Origin of the sequence: Sphingopyxis sp. MWB1, from assembly GCF_000763945.1 — a bacterium.
In the GTDB taxonomy this organism is placed as follows: Bacteria; Pseudomonadota; Alphaproteobacteria; order Sphingomonadales; family Sphingomonadaceae; genus Sphingopyxis.
On the sequence record NZ_JQFJ01000002.1, the window covers coordinates 2519774 to 2542167 of the forward strand.

Below are 22394 nucleotides of genomic sequence, written 5' to 3' on the forward strand. Positions count from 1 at the left end.
GCGGTCCTTTGCCGATGGCTGGAGATTGCTTCGCCCGGCTTTCGCCGGGCTCGCAATGACGGGGGGCTTCAGGCGGTCGGTCCCTTGTCGGGGGCGGCGAGCGAGGCGGCGCCGGAGGCGAAGAGCGCACGCATGTCGCGGCCGCCGGGTTCCTGAAACACGCCAAGATAAAATTCGGGCAGGATGGCGAGCATATGGTCAAAAATATCCGACTGGATCTGCTCATAATCGGCCCAGACCGTGGTGGCGGTAAAGCAATAGATTTCGAGCGGCAGCCCCTGCGCCGTGGGTTCGAGTTGCCGGACGAGCAAGGTCATATCCTGCGCCAGCCGCGGATGCGCGCGCAAATAGGCGTAAACATAGGCGCGGAAGGTGCCGATATTGGTGACGCGCCGCGCGTTGACGGGATCGCGCCCCTCTTTTTCCAGCCGGGCGTTCCATTCGCCGAGCTCATTTTCCTTGTCGGCCAGATAGGCGTCGAGAAGGTGGAAGCGGCGCAGCGCCTGTTTTTCATCGGCGGTCAGAAAGCGGATGCTGCTCTGGTCGATCTGGAGCGCGCGCTTGATCCGCCGCCCGCCCGATTCGGACATGCCGCGCCAATTTTTGAAACTGTCCGAAATCAGCCGGTGTGTCGGGATGGTCGTGATCGTCTTGTCCCAATTCTGCACCTTCACGGTGTGCAGCGCGATGTCGATCACATCGCCATCGGCATCGAGCGCGGGCATGGCGATCCAATCGCCGACGCGCAGCATGTCGTTCGAGGTCAGCTGGACCGAAGCGACGAGCGACAGGATCGTATCCTTGAACACCAGCATGACGACCGCGGCCATCGCGCCGAGGCCCGAAAGGAGGATGAGCGGCGACTGGTCCATCAGCGCCGCGCCGATCAATATGGCGGCGCCCGAATAGAGGCCGATCTTCAGAAGCTGAATATAGCCCTTGATCGGGCGGCTCGCGGCATCGGCGGCGCGCTGATTATAGATTGCATTCCCCAGCGTCAGCGCCTTGCTGATCGCCATGGCGACGAACAGGATGATCGAGGCGGCGACCACATTGGAAATCAGCGTGACAAGGGGCGCTGGGAGGTGGGGAACCGCTGATATGCCGTTCGAGATGATGATCGCCGGGACGACATGGGCGAGCCGGGCGGCAATCGGCAGCGGGGTCGGTCCGTCGTGGGGCAGCCAGCGCCGCGCGATGCGCAGGATGACATGTTTGACGACGAAATTGCCGATCCAGGCGAGGCCGAACAAAATGGCGAGCCCGACGAGCGCTTCGCCCCAAGGCGGAAGATGCTCCAGAAAAGGGAGGTCGAGCGTTGTGGCCAGAGTTTCGGTCGTGATATTGCGCATGGCGAGCCCGGGACGGTGGGCGTCTCCTTTTCCTATTGAACGATGACGGATGTGATTTGCGGCGCGAAACTGCCGATTGAGGGCGCGTCTGTCAAACCTTCATCCTGCCCCACGAACCCAAGTCGGGCGGGTGGGCATTTCGTCCAATTGCTTTGGTCCCCGGCTTTCCTAAACGGCGGCATGTTAATATGGGGTGTCAGCCCGAGAAGGATTTTCCCGTCATGCCGCCAGCCGCCCCCGACCCTGCGCCCCCGCCGATGGCCGGGAAGGAAACGGTGAGGCCGGAGATTGTCGAGGCCGTGGTGACAGAGGATGCGCGCGCCAAATGGCGGTGGATTTTTGAAGCAGGCTGGCGTGGGCGCTGCCCGCAATGCGGCGAGGGACGGATGTTTCGCCGCTGGTTGAAAGTGGCCGACCGGTGCGAGGTTTGCGGGCTGGATTATGATTTTGCGGCGCCGGATGATGGGCCGGCTTTTTTTTCGCTGTGTTTTATCGCCTTTCCGCTGTTGTTTCTGGTCGTGTGGTTCGAGGTGGCGCTGGAGCCTGCATGGTGGGCGCATCTGATCATTTCGGCGCCGCTGATGATCGTGCCGTGCCTGCTGGCGCTGCATCCGATCAAGGGATGGCTGGTCGCCTCGCAATATGTGAACAAGGCGCAGGAGGCGGGAACCGATGCCTTGTGGGCCGAAATGCATGCGCGGGCGAAGCGGGCGAAGGACGCGCCGAGCGGGGAATGAAGGCGCGGCTTTGACCGCAAGAAACGGGGCGCGGCGCGCGACAGGGGCGTGGCAGCAGGCGGGGCATGACATCTGCTGAACCCGCTTCTTTCCCCGACCCGCAATTTTCCACCGGCCAAGCGGCCTTGCCCGCGCGGATCGCCGCCATCGACTGGCCAGCGGTGGCCGAGGCGCTCGACGCGCACGGCTGGGCGCTGGTCCCCGGCCTGCTCGATGCCGAAGCCTGCACGGCGCTGGCGGCGCTTTACGGGCAGGAGGCAGGCTTTCGCAGCCGCGTGCATATGGCGCGCCACGGTTTCGGGCGCGGCGAATATCGCTATTTCGCCTATCCGCTGCCGCCGCTGGTGCAGTTGCTCCGCGCGGCGCTTTACCCGCCGCTGGCCAAGGTAGCGAACCGCTGGGCGGCGCGGCTGGGGCAGGCGGCGGATTTTCCTGCCGACCATGACGCCTATGCCGCGCGCTGTCATGCGGCGGGCCAGAGGCGGCCGACGCCGCTGCTGCTGCGCTATGGCCCCGGCGATTATAATTGCCTGCACCAGGATCTTTATGGCGCGCTCGCCTTTCCCTTGCAGGCGGCGCTGCTGCTGTCCGCGCCGGGAAGCGATTTCACCGGCGGCGAGTTCATCCTGACCGAACAGCGCCCGCGCATGCAATCGCGCGCCAGCGTCGTGCCGCTGGGGCAGGGCGATGCGGTGATTTTTGCGGTGAACCAGCGCCCGGTGCGCGGCACGCGCGGTGATTACCGCGTGACGATGCGCCACGGGGTAAGCGAAGTGCGAAGCGGCGCGCGGCACACGCTGGGGGTGATCTTTCACGATGCGGCGTGAGGGGGGATGCGCGTCGTTGCGGGGATGGACCCCGGATCAAGTCCGGGGTGACGAAGTGGGGAGGGAAGGCGAGCCCCGTATCAAGTCCGGGGTGACGATGGTGGGGGCGGTGGGTGCGGCCCGGGGCAAACCCTTCACCCTTAGCGATCGGGCGGGCCCAAGGTTTCGATGATGCGGCAGTCGCTGATCTTGCCCTGGTGGCAGGAGGTGATCATGCGGGCGACTTCGGCGCGCATTTTGCCGAGGTCGGCGATTTTGGCGTCGATGGCGTCGAGGTGGGCGGTGGCGATGCGGTCGACGGCGTCGCAGGGCTGGCTCGCGTCGTCCGAAAGCGCGAGCAGTTCGCGGACATCGTCCAGCCGGAAGCCGAGGTCGCGCGCGCGGCGGATGAAGGAGAGGCGCTGGCGGTGCGCCGCGCCATAGCTGCGATAATTGGATGCGGTGCGGGCCGGGGGAGGCAGCAGCCCCTCTTTTTCATAATAGCGGATGGTGGCCGCCCTTGTGCCCGTGGTGGCCGCGAGTTCGCCGATGCGCATGATGATCGCCCCTTAATCGCGCTGTTTTTTGTGCGATCATGGCTTAACCCCCCGATCGCACAGGCTCAATGACCCGCGCCGAATTTGAACCGCACGCCGCCATTGACGACAAAGCCGTCGATCGGCCCCCATGCGTCGACGGTCCATCGCCCGTCGGGAGCGCGCGCGGGAAGGGGCAGCGGATCATATTTGGTCTGGCGGATATCGAGGATATTTTCGGCATTCACGAACAGGCTGATCCTGCCAAGGACGATTTCAGCGAGCGCGCCCAGTTCGAAATAGGGACGGCTGTGGGTGCGATAGGGATTATCGTCGAGGGGTTGCCGGCCGGTATAATAGGCCTCGATCCCGACCCGGCCCTTGCCATGTTCTTCCCACATGCCGACGAGGCCGGCGGTGTGGCGCGGGGTGCGCGGGACCGGGCGGCGCCCGGCGCCCGACGGGGCGGGTTCGTGCGCATCGACGAGGACATAGCTGCCCGTGAGAGAAAAGGATTGCCAGCGATAGCGCAGCATCAGTTCGGCGCCCCGCGTGCGCGTCGTCCCGTCGGCGTTGATGAGGCGGACGCGGTCGGTATCGACGGTCTGAAGCTGGAGCCCATGGTCGATGTCGGAGGCGAAGAGGGTGACGTTCGCTTCCAGCCCGTTCGCGGCATAGCCCAGGTCGAGCGCGGCGGTCGTCGCGGTTTCCGCCTTGAGGTTGCCGAGCGGTTCGAGCCGCGCGAGGCCCGCTGCCTCTATCGCGTCGACAAAGGGGGTAGGGGCATAAAAGCCCTTGCCCACCGAGGCGCGGACCGTCCAGGCGCCGGGGCGATAAAGGGCCGACAGGCGCGGGCTGAGATGCGTGCCATATTCGCTGTGGAAATCGGCGCGCGCGCTGGCCGCCAGCAGAATATCGTCGCTCAACTCCTGTTCGACCTGGCCGAAAAGGGCGGGAGCGGTGTAGCGATAATCGAAGGAGGGGAAGGCGCGCGAGCGATAGCGGTCGGCCTGAAGCGCGGTGCCGGCCCGCCAGCTGGTCGCCCCCTGGGTGCCGCCGAGCGAGACTTCGCCGAAATAGGTGGTTTGGCGGCTCGTGTCGCGGTCGGTCCCGAAGTGCTGGCGGTGCCGCTGTGCCATCACCGATGCGCGGGCGTGAAGCGTGCCGATGCCTTCGATAGGAATTTCGGTCAGCAGCCCGGCGTCATAGCGGCGGCTGTCCTGCGTCAGCGGGAAGGGCTGGCCATCGGGCATGTCCTGCCCCGGCAGCGTGCCGCCGACGCGATCCTCGGTCATGGCGCCCGCGGTCAGCAACAGATTGGCGCCATCATCGCCTTCCCAGAAAAGGCGGGGGCGGACGGTCCAGCGTTCATAGCCGGGCATGTCGATCCAGCCGTCGTCGTCGAGATCCTGGCGGGTCTGGCGATGATAGCCCCCGGTCAGCGACGCGCTGATGTTCGGGCTGAGGGGAAGGGCGCCATAGCCGGTGATGTCCTGGCCATCGCGGCTGGTGAGGTTGAACAGCATTTCGGCCTGAGCCTCGGCGCGCGGGCGGCGCGAGACGAGGTTGATGACCCCGCCAAGCGCCGACGGGCCGTAAAGCGCCGAGGCGCTGCCCTTGATCACCTCCACCTGGCCGAGATCGGTCGGCGGGATTTGCAGCAGGCCGATCGAGGAGGGCTGGCCGCCATAAAGCGGAAGGCCATCGGACAGCAATTGCGTATAGCGCCCCGCCATACCCTGCATGCGGATGTTCGAGGAGCCCAATGCCGCCGAGCTGAGCTGGACCCGAACGCCCGGCGTTTCGGCGACGAGCATCGAGATATTGCCGGGGGTCATCAGCAGCTTTTCTTCAATCTCTTCGCGATTGATGACATCGACGCGGATCACCTCATCCTGCACACGCCGGCCTGAACGGGTGGCCTGGACGAGAATCTCTTCCTCGCCTTCGTGGGCGTCATGGGCGTCGTGAGCGTCGGAGGGCGCGTCAGCATGCTGCGCGGCAGCCTCCATGGGACAGAGCGCGAGGCTCCATGCGAGCGCCGCTGCCGCGACGGAAAGAATCTTGGAAGGGGTGGTCACGCCTATACTCCGCCGACAGGAACCGCGCCATCGACGGCGCGGCAGGTTGGCGCGCCATAAAGGTTGAAGTCGCTATAAGGTCAAGCGGGGCGCGAGGGGAGGCGGCGCGTTGGCGATGACGCCGCATCATGGCAAATTCCTATGTTGCGGGGGCGCCCGGAACTGCTGCGGACGAAGGAGGCCGCCGCCGATGATCGGTAAGCCGGGGCGATAGCTGGAGATTGCTTCTCCCGGCTTTGCCGGGCTCGCAATGACGCCGGCGCCTGGGGCGGTGGGTGGTGCTGGACCCCGGATCAAGTCCGGGGTGACGAGGTGGGGGAGGGGTGACGAGGCGTAGGAGGAGGGATCGTGTGGGGGAGGAGTGACTTTGCGGGAGAAGGATGATTTTATCCATATGGGTTAAAATATCTTGACATCGTCACGCTGATATGGCACATATGTCACATCATGCAGAAATGCGAGTCGGGCCGGCGCCTTTGGGGCGTGCGGCCCTTTTTCGTGGGAGATGGGCGGTGGCAAGGGATGAGGTGGAGGATGTGATCGGGTCGCATGAGAATGTGCCCCTGCAGCTTCGCAAGCGGCGCGCGAGCGGGTGGACGGCGGCGCGTAAGCGCGCCTTTCTGACCGAGCTGGCGCATAGCTGTCATGTCGGGCGCGCGCATCGGGCGGCGGGGCTGGGGCCGACGGCGGCCTATGGGCTGCGGCGGCGCGACCCCGAATTTGCGGCGCAATGGCAGGAAGCGCTGGTGCAGGGATATGAGCGGCTCGACATGGCGTTGCTGCGCCGCGCGCTCGAAGTCGTGGGCGAGCTGGAGCTGGATGAGCCGAGCGAGCCGATTGTGAAGATGAGCGTCGATCAGGCGATTGATGTGATGAACAAGCATCGCCAGAGCGTGGTCGGCGGGCGCGCGCGCGGCTGGACGCCGCCGCGGCTGGCGAGCCAGGAGGAAACCGACGCGGTGCTGATGAAGCGCATCGCGATGGTCAAGCGGCGCAAGGCGCGGCTCGCGGCGATCGGCGACGGCAAGGCCAGGCTGACCGGCGCGAGGGCGAAACCCGCGCCGAAGCAGGGCGGTTGAAATGGCGCGCGGGACCGGAGCGGGGAAGAAGGCCGCGGGGCTGGAGAGCGATATCCGCTCGCGCCAGCGCCGCTCCGACGATTTGATGGCGCAGCTTCGCACCATGGATGTGGACGCGCGGCGCTTTGTGCTGCGCGGGTTGAATCTGGCGCAGCGCGGCGAGCTGGCGGCGCGCTGGTATGGCTTTGAACTGGATGGACAGCGCGAGCCTGCGGGCGACTGGCGCATCTGGCTGATCCGCGCGGGGCGCGGATTTGGCAAGACGCGCGCGGGCGCCGAATGGGTGAGCGAATATATGCGCGCCGTTCCCGACGCGCGCATCGCGCTGGTCGCCGCGACGCTGGCCGATGGGCAGCGGGTGATGGTCGAGGGGCCAAGCGGGCTGATTGCGCTCGCGCGGCTGGGCGAACGCCCACGCTGGTATCCGAGCCGGCGCGAGTTGCGCTTTCCGGGCGGGGGGGTGGCGACGCTTTATTCGGCCGAAGCCGGGGAGGAATTGCGCGGCCCCGAACATCATGCCGCCTGGTGCGACGAGCTGGCCAAATGGCGCGGCGGGGTCGCGGTATGGGACAATCTGATGCTGGGGCTGCGGCGGGGGGAATGCCCGCGCGCGGTGGTGACGACGACGCCGCGGCCCAATGCGGTGATGCGCAAGATCATGGCGGCTCCGGGGCTGGTCGAAACGCGCGGGGCGACGCGCGACAATCCCTATCTGCCCGATAATTTCGTCGCGGCGATGCTCGAAAGCTATGGCGGGACGCGGCTGGGGCGGCAGGAACTGGACGGCGAATTGCTGGAGGATGCCGAAGGCGCGCTGTGGAGCCGGGCGCTGATCGAACGCTGCCGGGTCGATGCGGGCGCGGCGGACAAGCTGGTGCGCGTCGTGATCGGAGTCGATCCCCCTGCGACGAGCCATGGCGATGCCTGCGGGATTATCGTCGCGGCGCTGCTGCGCGACGGGCGGATCGCGGTGGTCGAGGATGCGAGCGCCCAGAAGGCGGCGCCCGGCGTCTGGGCACAGGCGGTCGCGAGCGCCGCGGCGCGCTGGGGCGCCGAGCGGGTGATTGCCGAGAGCAATATGGGCGGCGAAATGGTCGCGGCGACCTTGCGCGCGGCGTCGGTGACGCTGCCGGTGGTCGCAGTGCATGCGAGCGTCGGCAAGGCGCGGCGCGCGGAGCCGGTCGCGCTCGCCTATGAACGCGGCGCGGTGGTCCATGCGGGGGCGTTTGAGGCGCTGGAGGATGAGCTGTGCGGGCTGCAGATGGGCGGCGGCTATGCCGGACCGGGCCGCTCGCCCGATCGGGCCGATGCCTGCGTTTGGGCGGTGGCGGCGCTGCTCGACGGGATGCAGCGCGGGCGCGTGCCGGGGGTGCGGCGGGTTTGAGCGGGGAGCGGGGTGCGGCGTGTCTCGACTTCGCTCGACACGAGCGGGGAGGGGGTGCGGGGGCTGACTCTCCACGGCAGTGTTCGGGCGCGGTCGCCCAAGGTTTTGCCGCAGGGAATGATCGAGACGTAGGTTCGTCACCCCGGGCTTGACCCGGGGGCCATGACTTCGGCGTCGCAGTGGATCCCGGATCAAGTCCGGGATGACGAACCGGGTCAAGTCCGGGATGACGAAGCGGAACAAGTCCCGGGATGACGCGCCGGGTCGCGTCCGGGATGACGAGGGGGGTCAAGCCCGGGGTGACGGGCTTTTTTGCTGGGCGGACGCCATAGGGAGACAAGCATGAACTGGTTTGGCCGGAAGGCGGCGCAGGGGGTTGCGCGGCCCGCTTTGTCGCGTGTGTATGGGAGTTGGTCGGCGCCCGCGCCTCTTTCGTGGGAGGGGCAGGTGCGCGCGGGCTATTTGGGCAATGCGATTGTCCAGCGCGCGGTACGGCTGGTGGCCGAGGCGGCGGGGTCGGCGCCGCTCGCGGCGAGCGATCCGGCGCTGGCGGCGCTGGTTCGTGCGACATCGGCGGGGCAGGGGCTGGTCGAGACGCTGGCGGCGCAATTGCTGCTGCATGGCAATGGCTATGTGCAGATTTTGACCGATGGCGCGGGCGCGGCGGCGGAGCTGTTTGCGCTGCGCCCCGAGCGGGTGACGGTCGAGGCCGACCGGCGTGGATGGCCCATTGCCTATCGCTACAAGGCGGGGGGCGAGACGGCGCTGCTGCCGGCGGAGGATGAGGCGGGGCGGCCCGCGGTGGTGCATGTGAAGGCGCTGCACCCGCTCGACGATCATTATGGCGCGGGGTGCCTGGGCGCGGCGGCGGCGGCGGTGGCGGCGCATAATGCGGCGGCGCGCTGGAATGCCGCGCTGCTGGAGAATGCCGCGCGGCCGTCGGGGGCGCTGGTCCATGATCCGGGCGACAAGGGCGCGGCGCTGTCGGCGGAGCAGGTCGAGCGATTGCGCGAGGAACTGGCGGAGAGTTTTTCGGGCGGCGTTAATGCGGGGCGGCCCCTGCTGCTCGAAGGCGGGCTGAAATGGCAGGCGCTGTCGCTGTCGCCCGCCGAGATGGATTTTCTGGCGCTGAAGGATTCGAGCGCGCGCGAAATTGCCATGGCGTTCGGTGTGCCGCCGATGCTGCTCGGCCTGCCGGGCGATGCGACCTATGCCAATTATCGCGAGGCCAATCGCGCGCTGTGGCGGCTGACGGTGCTGCCGCTGTGCATGAAGATATTGGGGGCGATTTCGCAAGGACTGGCGGGCTGGTTCGAGGGCGCCGAGCTGCGCGTCGATCTGGATAAGGTGCCCGCGCTGGCGGAGGACCGCATGGCGCTGTGGCGTGAGGTGTCGGGGGCCGACTGGCTGACGGCGGAGGAGAAGAAGGCGTTGCTCGGGGTCGCGTAACCGGCCTTGTCAGCCCGGACTCGATCCGGGGTTCAGGACATTGGCGCTGCTGTGGATCCCGGATCAAGTCCGGGATGACGAATATTGGAGATCGACATGGATGATGAAGAGGCTCTGGCGCGGCTGGTCGCGCTGGCGGGGACGGGTGCGTCCGGGGTTCCGGGGGCGCTTGATGCGGCGTTGCTGCGCGCGGTGGTCGAGGAGGCGAGCGAGCTGGGCGCGCGGCGGGCGCTGGCGCGCCTCGGCCTCGCCGATGAAGCGGCGCGCGGCGATATTGGCGATCTGCGGCAGTTGTTGGGGGCGTGGCGCGACGCGAAGCAAAGCGCGTGGAAGGCCGCGGTCGACTGGGCGGTGCGCGGGTCGCTCGCGCTGCTGGTGATCGGGCTGGCGGTGAAGCTGGGGCTGCCGGGATTGCTGCGTTGAGGGCGGCGGTGCGGGGCGCGGAGGCGCGCGCGGTACGGGAAAAGGGTTCGCGCGGAGGCGCGGAGGCGCGGAGGGAGGGGGAGGATTCGCGCAGAGGCGCAGAGAGCGCAGGGGAGAGGGGCGAGACACTGCGGACTTTTTCCTTTCCCGCGGCCCACCCCCCGACCCCCTCCCTCTTGCGGGAGGGGGAGGTTCGGTTTGCGGGCTATGCGGCGGTGTTCGATCGGGCGGACCGGGGGGGCGATGTGGTGCGCGCGGGGGCCTTTGCGGACAGTTTGCGGGAGCGGGGGGTGGTGCCCTTGCTGTGGCAGCATCGGCCGGGCGCGGTGATCGGCGCGATTGAGACTTTGGCCGAGGACAAGCGCGGGCTGCGCGTTGTCGCGCGGGTGACGCATGGGGCAGCGGCGGGGCTGGTCGCGCGCGGGGCGCTGACGGGATTGTCCTTCGGATATCGGGTGCGGGCCGCGCGCGGGACGGCGCCGCGTGAATTGCTCGCGCTGGAGCTTGCCGAGGTGAGCCTGGTGGCGCGGCCGATGCAGGCGCTGGCGCGGGTGATCGCGGTGGAGGGGGCGAAGCGTCGGGGCGGGGTTTCCGGCGCGAGGTGAAAGGAAGGCGGGCCTCGGGTCGAGCCCGGGGTGACGAAAGAAAATGTTGGGGTCGAAGTCGGCGGCCCCTCCACCACGCCCTGAGGGCGCGGTCCCCCTCCCCATCGCGAGTCGATGGGGAGGATTTTTTAAGGAGAATGAGCATGGGTGATATGGGTGTGAAGGCCGATGCGCTGGAAGGCGCTTTTGATGCGGTGTTGGCGGCAGAGGCGGTGGACGAGCTGAAAGCTTCGGTTGCGGCGCTGAAGCGGCAGGTCGATGCCCAGGCGGTGGGGGCGGCGCGGCTGCCGCTCGATGGGGCCAAGGCGGCGGAGGATGATCCGGCGCGCGATGCCTTTGTTGAGCGCTATGTAAGGCGCGGGATCGACGCGGGGGTCGAGATGAAAAGCCTGTCGGGGGCGAGCGGGGCCGACGGCGGCTATGCGGTGCCGCGCGAAATTGACGGCCATATTGCGAGCACGCTGACATCCTTGTCGCCGATCCGTTCGATTGCCAGCGTCGTGCAGACGGGGACGAGCGGTTATCGCAAGCTGGTCGCCGCGGGATCGACCGGGGCAGGATGGGTTGGCGAGGGCGAGGCGCGCCCCGGAACCGCGACGCGCAGCCTCGCCGAGATCGCGCCGCCGTCGGGAGAGCTTTATGCCAATCCGGCGGCGAGTCAGGCGATGCTCGACGATGCGATGTTCGACGTCGAGGCGTGGCTGGCCGAGGAGATCGGGCGCGAATTTGCCGTGGCGGAAGGGGCGGCCTTTGTCAGCGGCAACGGGGTCAACCGGCCCAAGGGATTCCTGTCCTATGCCACGACGAATGAAGGCGATGCGGTGCGCGCCTTTGGCACGCTGCAGCATCTCGCGAGCGGGGCGGCGGGGGCTTTCCCGGCGTCGAACCCGGAGGACAAGCTGGTCGAGCTGGTCCATGCGCTGAAGCCCCCCTATCGCCAGGGGGCGGTGTGGGTGATGAATTCGGACACGCTGGCGCGCATCCGCACGTTCAAGACCGGCGACGGTGCCTTTGTCTGGCAGCCGGGGCTGGTGGCGGGGCAGGCGGCGACGCTGCTCGGCTATCCGGTGGTTGAGGCCGAGGATATGCCCGATGTGGCGGCGGGGAGCCTGTCGATCGCCTTTGGCAATTTCCGCGCGGGTTATCTGATCGCCGACCGCGGCGAGACGCGCATTTTGCGTGATCCCTTCAGCAACAAGCCCTTCGTGCATTTTTATGCAACCAAAAGGGTGGGCGGTGCGATCATCGATTCAAACGCCATCAAGCTGATGAAATTCGCCGCCAGCTGATCACCATTGGCGTGCGATGGGGCGCCCGGTTTTCGTGCCCTGCCCTTTCGGGGACGGACCGGGCGCCGACCCCGCGCGGACAGATTGCAGACAAGGTGCGAGCAGGGCGCGGGCTGGGGAGCGAGGGGCGATATGCAGGATTTTGGAACGGGAGGCAGCGTGCCGGGTGCGGTCACGCTGGCGGAGGCGCGCGGCTGGCTGCGGCTGGGCGCCGATGGCGATGATGCGGTGGTCGCGGGGCTGATCGGCGCGGCGAGCCAGATGTGCGAGGCCTTTATCGGACGCTGGCTGATCGAGCGGGCGGCGGAGGAAATATGGCGCGACGCGCGCGCGGCGCTGTGGCTGAGCGCGCGGCCGGTGGCGGGGGTCGATCTGGTGGCGCTGCGCCTGCCGGATGGCGGCGAGCAACTGCTGGATGCGGCCGATTATCGCAGGGAGATGGAGAGCGATGGCCGCGCGCGACTGACGCTGGCTCCCGATGTGGCGGGAGTGGCGGCGGGCCGGGGCGTGCGCGTCGGCTATCGCGCCGGGATGGCGGCGGAGCCGGGGGCGCTGCCCGAGGCGATCCGGCATGGGGTGCTGCGCCTGATCCGCCATATGCATGAGGCGCGCGACGGCGATGCCGGGGCGCCTCCCGCCGCGATTGCCGCGCTGTGGCAACCCTGGCGGCGCATGGCGCTAAGCTGTGCAGGCCGGGCGCCGACGGGCTGTGCGCGATGATGGCGGCCGAACAGGCGGTGCGCGCGCGGGCGCTGGCGCTGCTGCGCGCCGATGCAGCGTTGGGCGCGCGGGTGCACGGCGTGTTCGACGGAACGCCGCCGCGCGCGACGCCCCCCTATGTCGCCGTCGAAGAGGCGGAGGGGCAGGATTGGGGGGTCAAGGATCGCGCCGGGCGCGAGGTGCGGCTGACGCTCGCGCTGGTCGGGGTCGGGCCGGTGGACGTGGATGGCGCGGCGGCACGGATCGAGGCGCTGGTGCCTATGCTGCGCGGCGCTGCCGGGGACTGGACGATTGCGGGGGCGCGGGTGGTGCGGACGCGCTTTGCCTTTGTGCGCGATAACGGGCGGGGGCAGGCGCGCGGTGAGAGCGGCTGGCGGCATATTTGGGTGGTGCGCTGTCGCTGTCTGGCGGGGTAGCGGTTGCGTCATCTTGCCCACCCCGCTGCGCGTAGCGACCAGGGTCGCAACGCTCGCTGCCCCTCCCGCTTGCGGGAGGGGGGCGTTGGTTCGCTCCGCTCGTCCGGTCAGTCCGCGGGCATGGTGTTGGTCGAGCGATAATCGTTGAACTTCTCGGTGAAGTTGGCGTGATAATCCTCGACCTGCATATCGGCATTTTCCGCTGCATCGGCGGCGCTGTCGCCGGCGGCGCGGTTGAGGGTGATGACGGCGGCGTGAAACGTCTGCCGTTCCTTGGTGCAGACGGTTTTGAGCGCCGCTTCATAGTCGCTCTCGCTCATTTTGGCGTCGAGCGACTTTTTCATGTGGACACGCAGGCATTTGGTGAAGGCGGCGCGGGCCGTGCCGACCTCTGCGGCCGGGGCCGGGGCCATGGCGGCCAAGAGCAAGCTTGTGAAGAACATCCTGAAACTCCCGATTTTTAGCTATTTTTATCCGAAGGAGAATAAAGCATGAGCGTCGAAAATGGGAGCGCTTTTCTGCTCAGGATCGGCGATGGCGCGATGCCCGTCGCTTATCAGACGGTTGCAGGGCTGCGGACCACGCAAATGTCGGTGAATGGCGAGGCGGTGAATGTCACCACCAAGGATTCGGGTGGCTGGCGCGAATTGCTGTCGGGCGCGGGGGTGCGATCGGTCTCGGTCAGCGCGGCGGGGATTTTTACCGGGTCGGCGGCGGAGGTGCGGCTGCGCGGTCATGCGCTGGCGGGCACGATCGACGATTATGAGCTCAGCTTTGAAAGCGGCGAGCGGATGCAGGGGCGCTTTCTGCTCACCCGGCTCGACTATTCGGGCGATTATAATGGCGAGCGCCAATATGTGCTGAACCTGGAGTCGAGCGGGCCGGTGGTGAGCCTGTGAGCGCGGCGGCGGAAGGGCTAGGCGCGGCTAATGCGCTGCGCGGTGAGGCCGAATATCGCGTCGGCGGAGCGATGCTGCGGCTGCGACCGAGTTTTGCGGCGCTGGTGGCGGCGGAGGCCGAGCTGGGGCCGCTGTTTGCGCTGGTCGAGCGGGCCGCCGAGGGGCGGCTGACCCTTAACGAGATGGCGGCGCTGTTCTGGCATTGTGCGGCGGAGCGGCCCGAGGGGCTGAACCGCGCGGCGCTGGGCGAGGCGCTGGTCGCGGGCGGGCTGAGCGCGGCGACCCCGGTGCTGCGGATATTGCTTGGCCAGATTTTGCAGGGACGCTGAGCAGATGGCCGCGCTGGAGGGCGACGGCGAAGGCGCGCGGATCGCCGATAGCGCGCGGCGGCTCGTCGGGCTGATGGCGCGGCTGGCGGGCTGGCGGCCCGATGAGCTGTGGGCCGCAACCCCCGCCGATGTCGCCGCCGTGCTGGCGGGGTGGCGCGGGGACGGCGAGGCGGCGGACGGGGCGGGTATCGACCGGACCGCGCTCGCCGCGATGATGGAGCAATATCCCGATGGATGAGATGGACGAGATGACGGTCGCGATCCGCGCCGATACGGGCGCGTTCCGGCGCGAGATGGCGGTGCTGCGCGAGGAATTGGGCGGGCCGCTTCAGGCTGCTGCCGACAGTGCGGGGCGCGGGATTGAGCGCGCGCTGACCCGCGCGATTGTCAGCGGCAAGCTGGGCTTTGAGGATTTGAAGCGGCTGGCGCTGACTGTGATGAGCGATATTGCGCGCGCGGCGGTGACGCAGGGGCTGGGGAGCCTGACCGGCGGCGGCGGTGCGGGTGGCGGCGGGCTGCTGGGGCTGGGGCAGAGCCTGGCGCTTGCGCTGCTGGGCGCGCCGGGGCGGGCGACCGGCGGGCCGGTGAGTGCGGGGCGCGCCTATCGCGTCGGCGAGCGCGGGCCGGAATTGTTCGTGCCTGCGGCGAGCGGGCGGATCGAGCCGACGGGGGCCGGCGGCAGCGTGCGCCATATTGCGATCCATGTTCAGGTGGCGGCCCCGGTGGGGGGCAACGAAGCGCGCATGGCGCAGACCGGGCGGCAATTGGCGCGGGCGGTGCGGCGCGCGGTGGCGATGGGCGAGGATTAGCGGGGCGGGACTTGCCATGTGGAGTGGCGCGGGAGGGCGCGCTTGGAGATTGCTTCGGGGCCTGCGGCCCCTCGGGGTGGCGGCAAGAAAAAGGCGGGCCCCGGATCAAGTCCGGGGTGACGATGAGGGTGGTTTTGGGGGAGGTGACCGCAATGGGTTGGGCCTTGGTGGCGGCGGAGCCGCATCATCGGAAAAATTGGGTCAAGCGGTTCGATCCGCGTTTTTGGACGGTCGATTTTGCGCGGCCGATGATGGCGAGTGTGGGGACGAAAGGGCCGCGCGCGCTGCGTATCGAGGCGGTCTTTTATAACAAGCAGGATCTGGCGGGGCTGATCTGGGAGGCGGAGGATCGCTGGGATCATCCGCTGCTTGCCTATGAGACAAGCCGCGATTTCCGGCGCACGCAGCTGCGCTTTCGCTGGCGCTCCGCCGGGATCAAGCCGCTCGATGCCTTGCATGGGCCGACCTTGACGATCGAGGGGCGCGATGCGGGGGGCAACCCCCGTGCCTGGTATGTCCGGCTGTGGAATTATGCGGACGGCAGCGGCGAGGATGCGGTCATCAGCCTCGATTTCGATGCGCTGGACGGCGGATTTTCGCTGCCCGGCGAGGCGGAGCGGGTGTGGGCGGGGGATATTGACCGCCTGTTCATCTCGCTGGTGCCGCCCGCCTATGATGGCGGCGCGGGGGTGCTGGCGAGCCGGGCCGAAGGCTGGGCTGAGATGAGCGAGATCAGCTGTTCGGGATCGGGCTCGGTGCTCGCGCTCGGCGATGCCGTGCTGCCCGAACAGGGGCTGGGGATCGCGACCGGCTATGATGATTGCTATAATCAAAGCCCGGCGCGGGTGGTGCGGCAGATCGTCCAGCTCGGCTATCGCGGCGATGTCATCCATTATGTCGGCATGAGCCATTATATGCGGCTCGAAGCCAATAGCGGCGGATTTTACCTGAGCCTTGCGGGTGGGACGCTGTGCGCGCCCTGTGCCGCCTGGCACCGGGATTTTGCCGCCGAATGCCGCGCGGCGGGGCTGGGGATTATCTGGTCGCTCTCCTATGAAATATTCAATGCCTATTGTTGGGGCGACTGGAAACAGCGCGACGGCAATGGGGCACCCGCGCTGACCGGGTGGGAGCCGCCCTCGACGCTGCTATCGCCCGCCAATGGCGCGGCGATGGGATATTTGCAGCTGGTCGCGCGCGCCTTTGTCGCTATCGGCCGCGCGGCGGGGCTGGCGGTGAAATTTCAGGTCGGCGAGCCCTGGTGGTGGACCAACCCCGGCGGAAAGCTCTGCGCCTATGATGCCGCGACGAGCCAGGCGCTAGGGGCGGCGAGCGTCGCGATTGCGGACATCAGAGGGCCGCAGACGCCTGGCGCGCGGGCGATGCTCGATGCGCTGGGGGCGCTGCTCGCCGGATCGACGGCGGCGCTGGTCGCGGCGGCGCGCCATGAGGCGGGGACGGACTGGGCGGGAAGCCATTTGCTGGTTTTCCTGCCGACGGTGCTCGACGCCGAAGCGCCCGAACTGCGCCGCGCCAATGTGCCCACAGGCTGGGCGGCGCCTGCCTTCGATGTGCTGCAACTGGAGGATTATGACTGGGTGACGGCGGGGCGCGGCGCCGAGACGGCGCCCGCGCGCGATTTGATGGTCGCGCGGCTCGGCTATCCGGTGGCGGAGCAACATTATCTGTCGGGTTTTGTCCTGCGCGCCGAGGACCGCGCGCAATGGGCCGATATTGCCGCGGCCGCCCGGGACGCGCGCCGCGCGGGGGTGGCGCGCGCCTTTATCTGGGCGCTGCCGCAGGTGACGCGCGACGGCTTTCTGGGCTTTGAGGCGGAGGAGGATGAAGTGCAGGCTTTTGACGCGGTCGATTTCCCGCTGGCCATCGGGCGCGAGGCGGTGGCGGTCACCGAATTTTCAACGCAGATCATTGCTTCGCCATCAGGACATGAACAGCGCGCGAGCGAATGGGCCGAGGCGCGGATGCGCTATGATGCGGGGCCGGGGGTCCGGTCTGAGGATGATGTGCGGCGCCTCACCGATTTTTTCCGCGCGCGGCGCGGGGCGGCGCGGGGGTTTCGCTTTCGCGACCCCTTTGACCATAGTTCGGCGGCCGACGGCGGCGCGCCGGGGGCCGCCGACCAGCCGATCAGCGTCGGCGATGGGGTGCGGCGCGAATTTGCGCTGACCAAAGCCTATGGCGCGGGCGATGCCGTGCAGCACCGGACGATCCGCCTGCCGGTCGCGGGCAGCGTGCGCGCGAGCGTCGCCGGGGCGGAGACCGGCGGTTTTACGTTGAATGCCGCCGGGGCGCTGCTGTTCGATACGCCGCCGCCGATGGGGGCGGCGGTGCGCGCGGGGTTCCTGTTCGACGTGCCGGTGCGCTTTGCCGAGGACCGGCTGGAGGTGAGCCGGGCGACCTTTTTGGCGGGCGAGATGGCGAGCGTGCCGCTGGTCGAAGTGCGCGCGCCATGGTGAGCGGGGCCGAAGGCGCGGCGAGGGCGGCGCCCGACTGGTTGCGCGCCGAGCTGGTGACGATGGCCTGGTGCTGGCGATTGTCGCGGCGCGACGGGGTGGTGATCGGGCTGACATCGCACGACCGCGACCTGATCGTCGATGGGCTGGCTTATCGTGCGGCACCGGGGATGAAGCCGTCGGCGCTGGAAACGCGCGATGCGATTGATGCCGATACAATGGATGTGGAGGGCGCGGTGACGGCGGGGGCGCTGGCGGCGCGCGACCTTGACAGCGGGCGTTGGGATGGCGCCGAGCTGCGGCTGTTCGTTACCGACTGGACCCAGCCCGACGCCGCGCCGGTGACGCTGGCGCGCGGGATGCTGGGCGCGGTGGAGCGGCGCGGAGCGGCCTTTACCGCCGAATTGCAAGGGGCGACGCGCGCGCTCGACCGGCCCGTCTGTCCTGCGACATCGCCGTCGTGCCGTGCGATATTGGGCGACGGGCAATGCCGCGTGGACCTCGCGCCGCTGACCCACAGCCGCCGGGTGCTTGCGGTCGCCGGACGGGCTGTGACGCTGGATGCGCCGGTGCCGGGGGGCCGGATGCGCTTCGGTTCGCTGCTATGGCTCGAAGGGCCGAATTGCGGGCTGGAAAGCGCGGTGGCGGGAGAAGAAGGGGCGGTCTTGCATCTGAGCGAAACGCTGCCGCTGGGCATGTCGCTGCCGCTGCGCGTGCGTTTGACCGAGGGATGCGACAAGCAGCTTGCAACCTGTCGCACCCGCTTTGCCAATGCCGTCAATTTTCGCGGTGAGGCGCATTTGCCGGGCAATGACCTGCTCACCCGCTATCCCGGTGGATGAGGAGGCGATGCGCGAGGAAGCGGCGCTGGCAGACAGGGCGATGATCGCTGCGCGTGCCTTTGCGGCGGCGCGGGCGATGGTCGGCGCGCGCTTTCGCCCGCAGGGATGCGAGCCGGAAACGGGGCTTGATTGCGTCGGGCTGGTCTGGGCCGCCTATGCTGCGGCGGGATATGGAGCGGTGCGGCCTGCTGCCTATCCTTTGCGGGGCTGGAGCGAGGAGCGGATCGTTGCCGCGCTGGAAGAGGCGGGGCTGCGGCGGGTGAGCGGCGGAGCGGCGGTGCGCGCGGGCGATGTCGCGCTGCTGACGTTGCCGGCACGGCAATTTCATCTGGGACTGATCGGGGCGCACAGCGTCATCCATGCCCATGCCGGGCTGCGCCGCGTGGTTGAAGCGCCGCTGGAGGCGGCATGGCGCGCGGCCGCACACTGGCATTTGGCAGCGGACGGTAAAGAACGATAGGGAAGGGGGAGCGCGATGGCGACTTTGGTGCTGGGGGTCGCGGGGGGCCTGATCGGCGGACCTTTGGGGGCGGCGCTGGGCGCGGCCATCGGGCAGCAGGTCGACGCTGTGATCCTGCGCCCGGGGGCACGCGAAGGGCCGCGCCTGTCCGACCTGAAATTGCAAGCGTCCACCTATGGCCAACAGATACCCCAGCTGTTCGGGACGATGCGCGTCGCGGGCAGCGTTATCTGGGCGACCGACCTGATCGAGCGGCGGACGAAACATGGCGGGGGCAAGGGCAGGCCGTCGGTGACCGAATTTAGTTATTCGGCCTCGCTCGCCATAGCCTTGTCGTCGCGGCGTATCCGGGGGGTGCGGCGTATCTGGGCCGACGGCAATTTGCTGCGCGGGGCAAATGGCAGCTTTCGTGAGCGGTGCAGCTTTCGCCTCTATCATGGCGATGAGGACCAGCCGGTCGATCCGCTGATTGCAGGTGCGGTGGGGCTGGGGTCAGCGAGCGGCTTTCGCGGCATCGCTTATGGGGTGTTCGAGGATCTGGAGCTGGGGGCTTTTGGCAATCGCATCCCTTCGCTGACCTTTGAGGTCGAGGCCGATCCCGGGCTGGTCGATGCGGGGGTAGTCGGCAATCACCTGCTCGGCGAGGCGGGACGCTGCATCGGGCATTGGCCCTTTGCCGGCTATGCGGCGTCCGGCGCGCGGGCGCGCGATGCGCTGGCGCCGCTGTTCGAAGCCGATGGCACCCGCTTGATCAGCCGCGCGGATGGCTGGCAGCTTGCGCCGAGCGATGCCGCAGGGGCGCCGCTCGGCCTGGGCGATTACCGCGAAACCGGGCGCGGCGCGGCGGTGGAAGCGAGCGATTATATCGAGCAAAGACGCGGCGCGTTCGCCGCGCTGCCGGGGACGATCCGCCTGCGCCACTATGCGCCCGAGCGCGATTATCAACTGGGCGAGCAGATGAGCCGGGTCGCGGGCGGCGGGGTGCGCGAGGCGCAGATCGACTTGCCGGCCGTGCTGCCCGCTGCATCGGCGCGGGCGCTGGCTGAGCGGCTGGCGCGGGCCGCCGTCGATGGACGCGAGACGCTGGTCTGGCGCGCCGACCTGGCCGCGCTGGCACTGCCCGTGGGGGCGGTGGTGGCGGATGGCGCCGGGGGCGGTTTGGAGGGCGGGTGGCGGGTTGCCCAGCGCGAAATGCGCGGCGCGGCGCTGTCGATCACTCTTGTTCGGCACCAGCCGCTTCCCGGCAGCGAAAGCCCCGCAACCCCTGGGGATGCGGTGACCGCCCCTGACTGGCCCGATGCCGCGGCGATCCTGCACCTGTTCGACCTGCCTGGCAGCGGCGCCGAGGCGGCGACCGCGCCCCGGTTGTGGATTGCAGGGGCCGGAAGCCATGGCGGCTGGCGCGGCGCCGATTGCTGGTTTGTCGCCGCCCCCGAAAGCGAGCCGGTCGCCATCGGCAGCGTGCGCGGGACGGGCGCATTGGGGCAATTGGCCGGGCCGCTGACGCGCGGGCCAACCACTGTTTTCGACAGGCGCGGGGCGGTGGAAGTGGTGCTGGTCGATCCGGCGATGGAGCTGGAAAGCGTGGATGATGCGCGGCTGCTGGACGGAGCCAACCGGGCGATGGTCGGCGGCGAGATGATCCAGTTTGGCGCGGCAACGCTGGTTGCGCCGGGCCGCTGGCGGCTGTCTAACTTGCTGCGCGGGCGGGCGGGGAGCGATGTGCCGACGCTGCATGAGACAGGCGCGCCTTTTCTGCTGCTCGATGGAAGCGGGCTGATGGTGCCCGAGGCGCTGGCGCGCTGGGCTGAAGGCGGAACGGCGCGGCTGCAATGGATGGAGCGCAATCGCTGGGCGCTGGAAGAAGAGACGGTGCCGACCGCAGCAGCGGCGCTGCGCCCGCTGGCGCCGGTGCACGGGCGTGTGCGCGGCACGAGTTCGGGCGGTTTGGAAATTGGCTGGGTGCGGCGCAGCCGGGTCGATCCGGGGTGGCGCGACCATGTCGAGATACCGCTGGGTGAGGCGCGCGAGGCCTGGCGGCTGACGCTTTCGCCTCCTGTCGAGGGGCTGGGACCTTGGACATGCGAACAGGCGAGTTTCACGCTTTCAGCGGCCGACCGCGCCTTGTTGCCGCCTGGGACATTCGCTGAAATTTGCCAGATCGGCGACCTTTCCCTGTCGTTTCCGCTGAGGCTGGCACTGAATTGAGGAGAGAGGCGAATGAGCGAGATTCTGACGACCGCGCGCTTTGCATTGCCGTTGCTGGCTGTGGCGCAGGCGCAAAAGGAAATAACGCATAATGAGGCACTGACGCGGATGGACGCCTTGCTCCATGCAGCAGTGGAAGAGGGGCCGATCGATACCCCGCCCGCAGCGCCCCAGGAAGGACAATGCTGGCTTGTCGGCGCCATGCCTGACGGGGCGTGGAGCGGGGAGGCGCATGTCCTCGCTTTGTGGAGCGCGGGCGGATGGCGCTTTTTGCGTCCGCGCGAAGGAATGCGGCTAATTCGTCTGTCCGACAGGGGTTTACTGCGATTCGAGGGAGGTTTATGGTCGCCGCCGGAACCGATAGCCGCGCCGTCCGGAGGAGCGGTCATCGATTCCGAGGCACGAACAGCAATTTCGGCCTTGATCGGGTTGCTCGCCGCGCATGGTATTCTGATTCCGGAATAAATTTAAGGTTGGAATAGCTATGAAGTGCGACTTTTTGGCAACATGTTGACGATTTGTTAGCTTGCGCGGAACCAAAGGCACGAGTAGGACGTCTGACGAGACGTAATCTCAATTGAAAGGGGAAATTACTATGAGGAAGCTTGCCGTCGCTGTGGCGTTGGCCTCCACTGCCCTTGCGTCGCCTGCATTGGCGCGTGACAACAACTGGTATGTTGGTGTCGGTGGCGGTGTGATGATCGTTGAGGACATGGACCTCGACATCGGTGCTACCAGCAATGCTGGAACGCTCGACCATCGCACTGGTTATGATTTCGAAGGCGTCGTCGGTTATGACTTCGGTGGTTTCCGTCTGGAAACTGAAGTCAGCTATCGCGAAGCCGACATTAAGGCTGGCAATTTCAGCGCCCCGGGTATTCCGCAGACCGCTAATGGTACGGGCACCATGTTCACTGGCTCGACGCCGCTGAACGGTGACTCGAACGCTCTTAGCTTCATGGTCAACGGTATGCTCGACTTCGGTGACGACGACGGCCTTCAGGGCTTTGTCGGCGGTGGTGCCGGTGTTGCGCGCGTTTCGGTTGAACCCGTTTTCGCCGGGGCTTTCCTCGACGATTCGGACACCGGTTTTGCCTGGCAGGCGATTGCGGGTATCCGCGCTCCGCTTAGCAGCAACTGGGATGCTGGCCTGAAATATCGCTTCTTCAATGCCAACAGCCTTGATCTCGTTGATCAGGCCGGCCGCGATGTTTCGACCCGTTTCCGTTCGCATTCGCTGCTCGGAACGCTGACCTATAACTTCGGTGGTCCGGCTGCGCCGATGACGGTGGCCCCGCCCCCGCCGCCCCCGCCGCCCCCGCCGCCCCCGCCGCCTCCGCCGGCGCCGGTTGTTGAGTGCGCGCCTGGTCCGTACATCGTGTATTTCGACTTCGACAAGTCGAACATCACGCCGGAAGCGGCCTCGACGCTCGACAATGCGATCAGCGCTTACAACCGCGGTTGCTCGGGCACGCAGGTCATGCTTGCAGGTCACC

At 68.0% G+C, this 22394-nt stretch carries 24 protein-coding genes; 20 read left to right on the forward strand and 4 right to left on the reverse strand.

The window, feature by feature from the left end; all coding sequences use genetic code 11:
* Positions 1-68: 68 nt before the first annotated feature.
* A complete protein-coding gene (locus tag JV18_RS0112610) occupies positions 69-1352 on the reverse strand; it encodes a mechanosensitive ion channel family protein (protein ID WP_033074764.1) in 1284 nt (427 codons plus the stop codon).
* 221 nt (positions 1353-1573) lie between these two features.
* Here JV18_RS0112610 and JV18_RS0112615 point away from each other — a divergent pair, with 221 nt between their 5' ends.
* The gene (locus tag JV18_RS0112615; protein WP_235303282.1) at positions 1574-2089 is read left to right on the forward strand and encodes a DUF983 domain-containing protein; all 516 of its coding nucleotides are present in this window, start codon (positions 1574-1576) and stop codon (positions 2087-2089) included.
* 65 nt (positions 2090-2154) lie between these two features.
* Positions 2155-2916 carry a 2OG-Fe(II) oxygenase gene (locus JV18_RS0112620; RefSeq protein ID WP_052071988.1) on the forward strand — a complete coding sequence of 254 codons (762 nt, stop codon included), beginning with the start codon at positions 2155-2157 and terminating at the stop codon, positions 2914-2916.
* 140 nt (positions 2917-3056) lie between these two features.
* Here the strand turns inward: JV18_RS0112620 and JV18_RS0112625 are convergent, their stop codons facing one another.
* Positions 3057-3452 carry a MerR family transcriptional regulator gene (locus tag JV18_RS0112625; RefSeq protein ID WP_033074766.1) on the reverse strand — a complete coding sequence of 132 codons (396 nt, stop codon included), beginning with the start codon at positions 3450-3452 and terminating at the stop codon, positions 3057-3059.
* Positions 3453-3517: 65 nt separating this feature from the next.
* Positions 3518-5512, reverse strand: a complete 1995-nt coding sequence (locus JV18_RS0112630; RefSeq protein WP_033074767.1) for a TonB-dependent receptor plug domain-containing protein — start codon at positions 5510-5512, stop codon at positions 3518-3520.
* Positions 5513-6024: 512 nt separating this feature from the next.
* On the opposite strand from JV18_RS0112630, the gene JV18_RS14760 reads away from it, so the two are divergent.
* The 8 genes from JV18_RS14760 (at position 6025) to gp17 (ending at position 12877) form a co-directional block, all read left to right on the forward strand.
* On the forward strand, positions 6025-6591 hold the full coding sequence (locus JV18_RS14760; protein WP_144243929.1) for a hypothetical protein: 567 nt from the start codon (positions 6025-6027) through the stop codon (positions 6589-6591).
* Positions 6592-6676: 85 nt separating this feature from the next.
* The gene (locus JV18_RS0112640) at positions 6677-7975 is read left to right on the forward strand and encodes a terminase large subunit domain-containing protein (RefSeq protein ID WP_033075350.1); all 1299 of its coding nucleotides are present in this window, start codon (positions 6677-6679) and stop codon (positions 7973-7975) included.
* A 342-nt stretch (positions 7976-8317) separates the two neighbouring features.
* Complete coding sequence (locus JV18_RS0112645; RefSeq protein WP_033074768.1) at positions 8318-9424, forward strand: phage portal protein; 1107 nt, start codon at positions 8318-8320, stop codon at positions 9422-9424.
* Positions 9425-9520: 96 nt separating this feature from the next.
* Complete coding sequence (locus tag JV18_RS0112650; protein WP_033074769.1) at positions 9521-9847, forward strand: DUF6127 family protein; 327 nt, start codon at positions 9521-9523, stop codon at positions 9845-9847.
* 176 nt (positions 9848-10023) lie between these two features.
* Entirely contained in the window at positions 10024-10452 is a 429-nt protein-coding gene (locus tag JV18_RS0112655) for an HK97 family phage prohead protease (RefSeq protein WP_033074770.1), read from the forward strand.
* Between the two features lie 143 nt (positions 10453-10595).
* Positions 10596-11741: a phage major capsid protein gene (locus tag JV18_RS0112660; protein ID WP_033074771.1), complete on the forward strand. Its 1146-nt coding sequence runs from the start codon at positions 10596-10598 to the stop codon at positions 11739-11741.
* Positions 11742-11873: 132 nt separating this feature from the next.
* Complete coding sequence (locus JV18_RS0112665; RefSeq protein ID WP_052071992.1) at positions 11874-12461, forward strand: head-tail connector protein; 588 nt, start codon at positions 11874-11876, stop codon at positions 12459-12461.
* Entirely contained in the window at positions 12458-12877 is a 420-nt protein-coding gene (gene gp17, locus JV18_RS0112670) for a tail completion protein gp17 (RefSeq protein ID WP_052071993.1), read from the forward strand. The genes JV18_RS0112665 and gp17 overlap by 4 nt, the downstream gene beginning before the upstream one ends.
* Positions 12878-12984: 107 nt before the next feature.
* On the opposite strand, the gene JV18_RS0112675 is transcribed toward gp17, so the two are convergent.
* Positions 12985-13320 carry a hypothetical protein gene (locus JV18_RS0112675; protein ID WP_033074772.1) on the reverse strand — a complete coding sequence of 112 codons (336 nt, stop codon included), beginning with the start codon at positions 13318-13320 and terminating at the stop codon, positions 12985-12987.
* Between the two features lie 48 nt (positions 13321-13368).
* Here JV18_RS0112675 and JV18_RS0112680 point away from each other — a divergent pair, with 48 nt between their 5' ends.
* From JV18_RS0112680 to JV18_RS0112725, 10 genes are all read left to right on the forward strand, one after another.
* Complete coding sequence (locus tag JV18_RS0112680; protein WP_033074773.1) at positions 13369-13776, forward strand: phage major tail protein, TP901-1 family; 408 nt, start codon at positions 13369-13371, stop codon at positions 13774-13776.
* The gene (locus JV18_RS0112685; protein ID WP_033074774.1) at positions 13773-14105 is read left to right on the forward strand and encodes a GTA-gp10 family protein; all 333 of its coding nucleotides are present in this window, start codon (positions 13773-13775) and stop codon (positions 14103-14105) included. The genes JV18_RS0112680 and JV18_RS0112685 overlap by 4 nt, the downstream gene beginning before the upstream one ends.
* Positions 14106-14109: 4 nt before the next feature.
* Positions 14110-14343: a phage tail assembly chaperone gene (locus JV18_RS0112690; protein ID WP_033074775.1), complete on the forward strand. Its 234-nt coding sequence runs from the start codon at positions 14110-14112 to the stop codon at positions 14341-14343.
* Positions 14336-14914: a tail tape measure protein gene (locus tag JV18_RS0112695; protein WP_033074776.1), complete on the forward strand. Its 579-nt coding sequence runs from the start codon at positions 14336-14338 to the stop codon at positions 14912-14914. The genes JV18_RS0112690 and JV18_RS0112695 overlap by 8 nt, the downstream gene beginning before the upstream one ends.
* Before the next feature lie 152 nt (positions 14915-15066).
* The gene (locus tag JV18_RS0112700; RefSeq protein ID WP_052072229.1) at positions 15067-17391 is read left to right on the forward strand and encodes a DUF2460 domain-containing protein; all 2325 of its coding nucleotides are present in this window, start codon (positions 15067-15069) and stop codon (positions 17389-17391) included.
* Complete coding sequence (locus JV18_RS0112705) at positions 17385-18230, forward strand: DUF2163 domain-containing protein (RefSeq protein WP_052071995.1); 846 nt, start codon at positions 17385-17387, stop codon at positions 18228-18230. The genes JV18_RS0112700 and JV18_RS0112705 overlap by 7 nt, the downstream gene beginning before the upstream one ends.
* The gene (locus JV18_RS0112710; RefSeq protein WP_235303284.1) at positions 18199-18690 is read left to right on the forward strand and encodes a peptidoglycan endopeptidase; all 492 of its coding nucleotides are present in this window, start codon (positions 18199-18201) and stop codon (positions 18688-18690) included. The genes JV18_RS0112705 and JV18_RS0112710 overlap by 32 nt, the downstream gene beginning before the upstream one ends.
* Before the next feature lie 15 nt (positions 18691-18705).
* Complete coding sequence (locus JV18_RS0112715) at positions 18706-20898, forward strand: phage tail protein (protein WP_033074777.1); 2193 nt, start codon at positions 18706-18708, stop codon at positions 20896-20898.
* A gap of 12 nt (positions 20899-20910) precedes the next feature.
* Entirely contained in the window at positions 20911-21363 is a 453-nt protein-coding gene (locus tag JV18_RS0112720; protein ID WP_033074778.1) for a DUF2793 domain-containing protein, read from the forward strand.
* Between the two features lie 130 nt (positions 21364-21493).
* The coding region (locus JV18_RS0112725; protein ID WP_033075356.1) for an outer membrane beta-barrel protein at positions 21494-22394 on the forward strand (901 nt) is incomplete at its 3' end.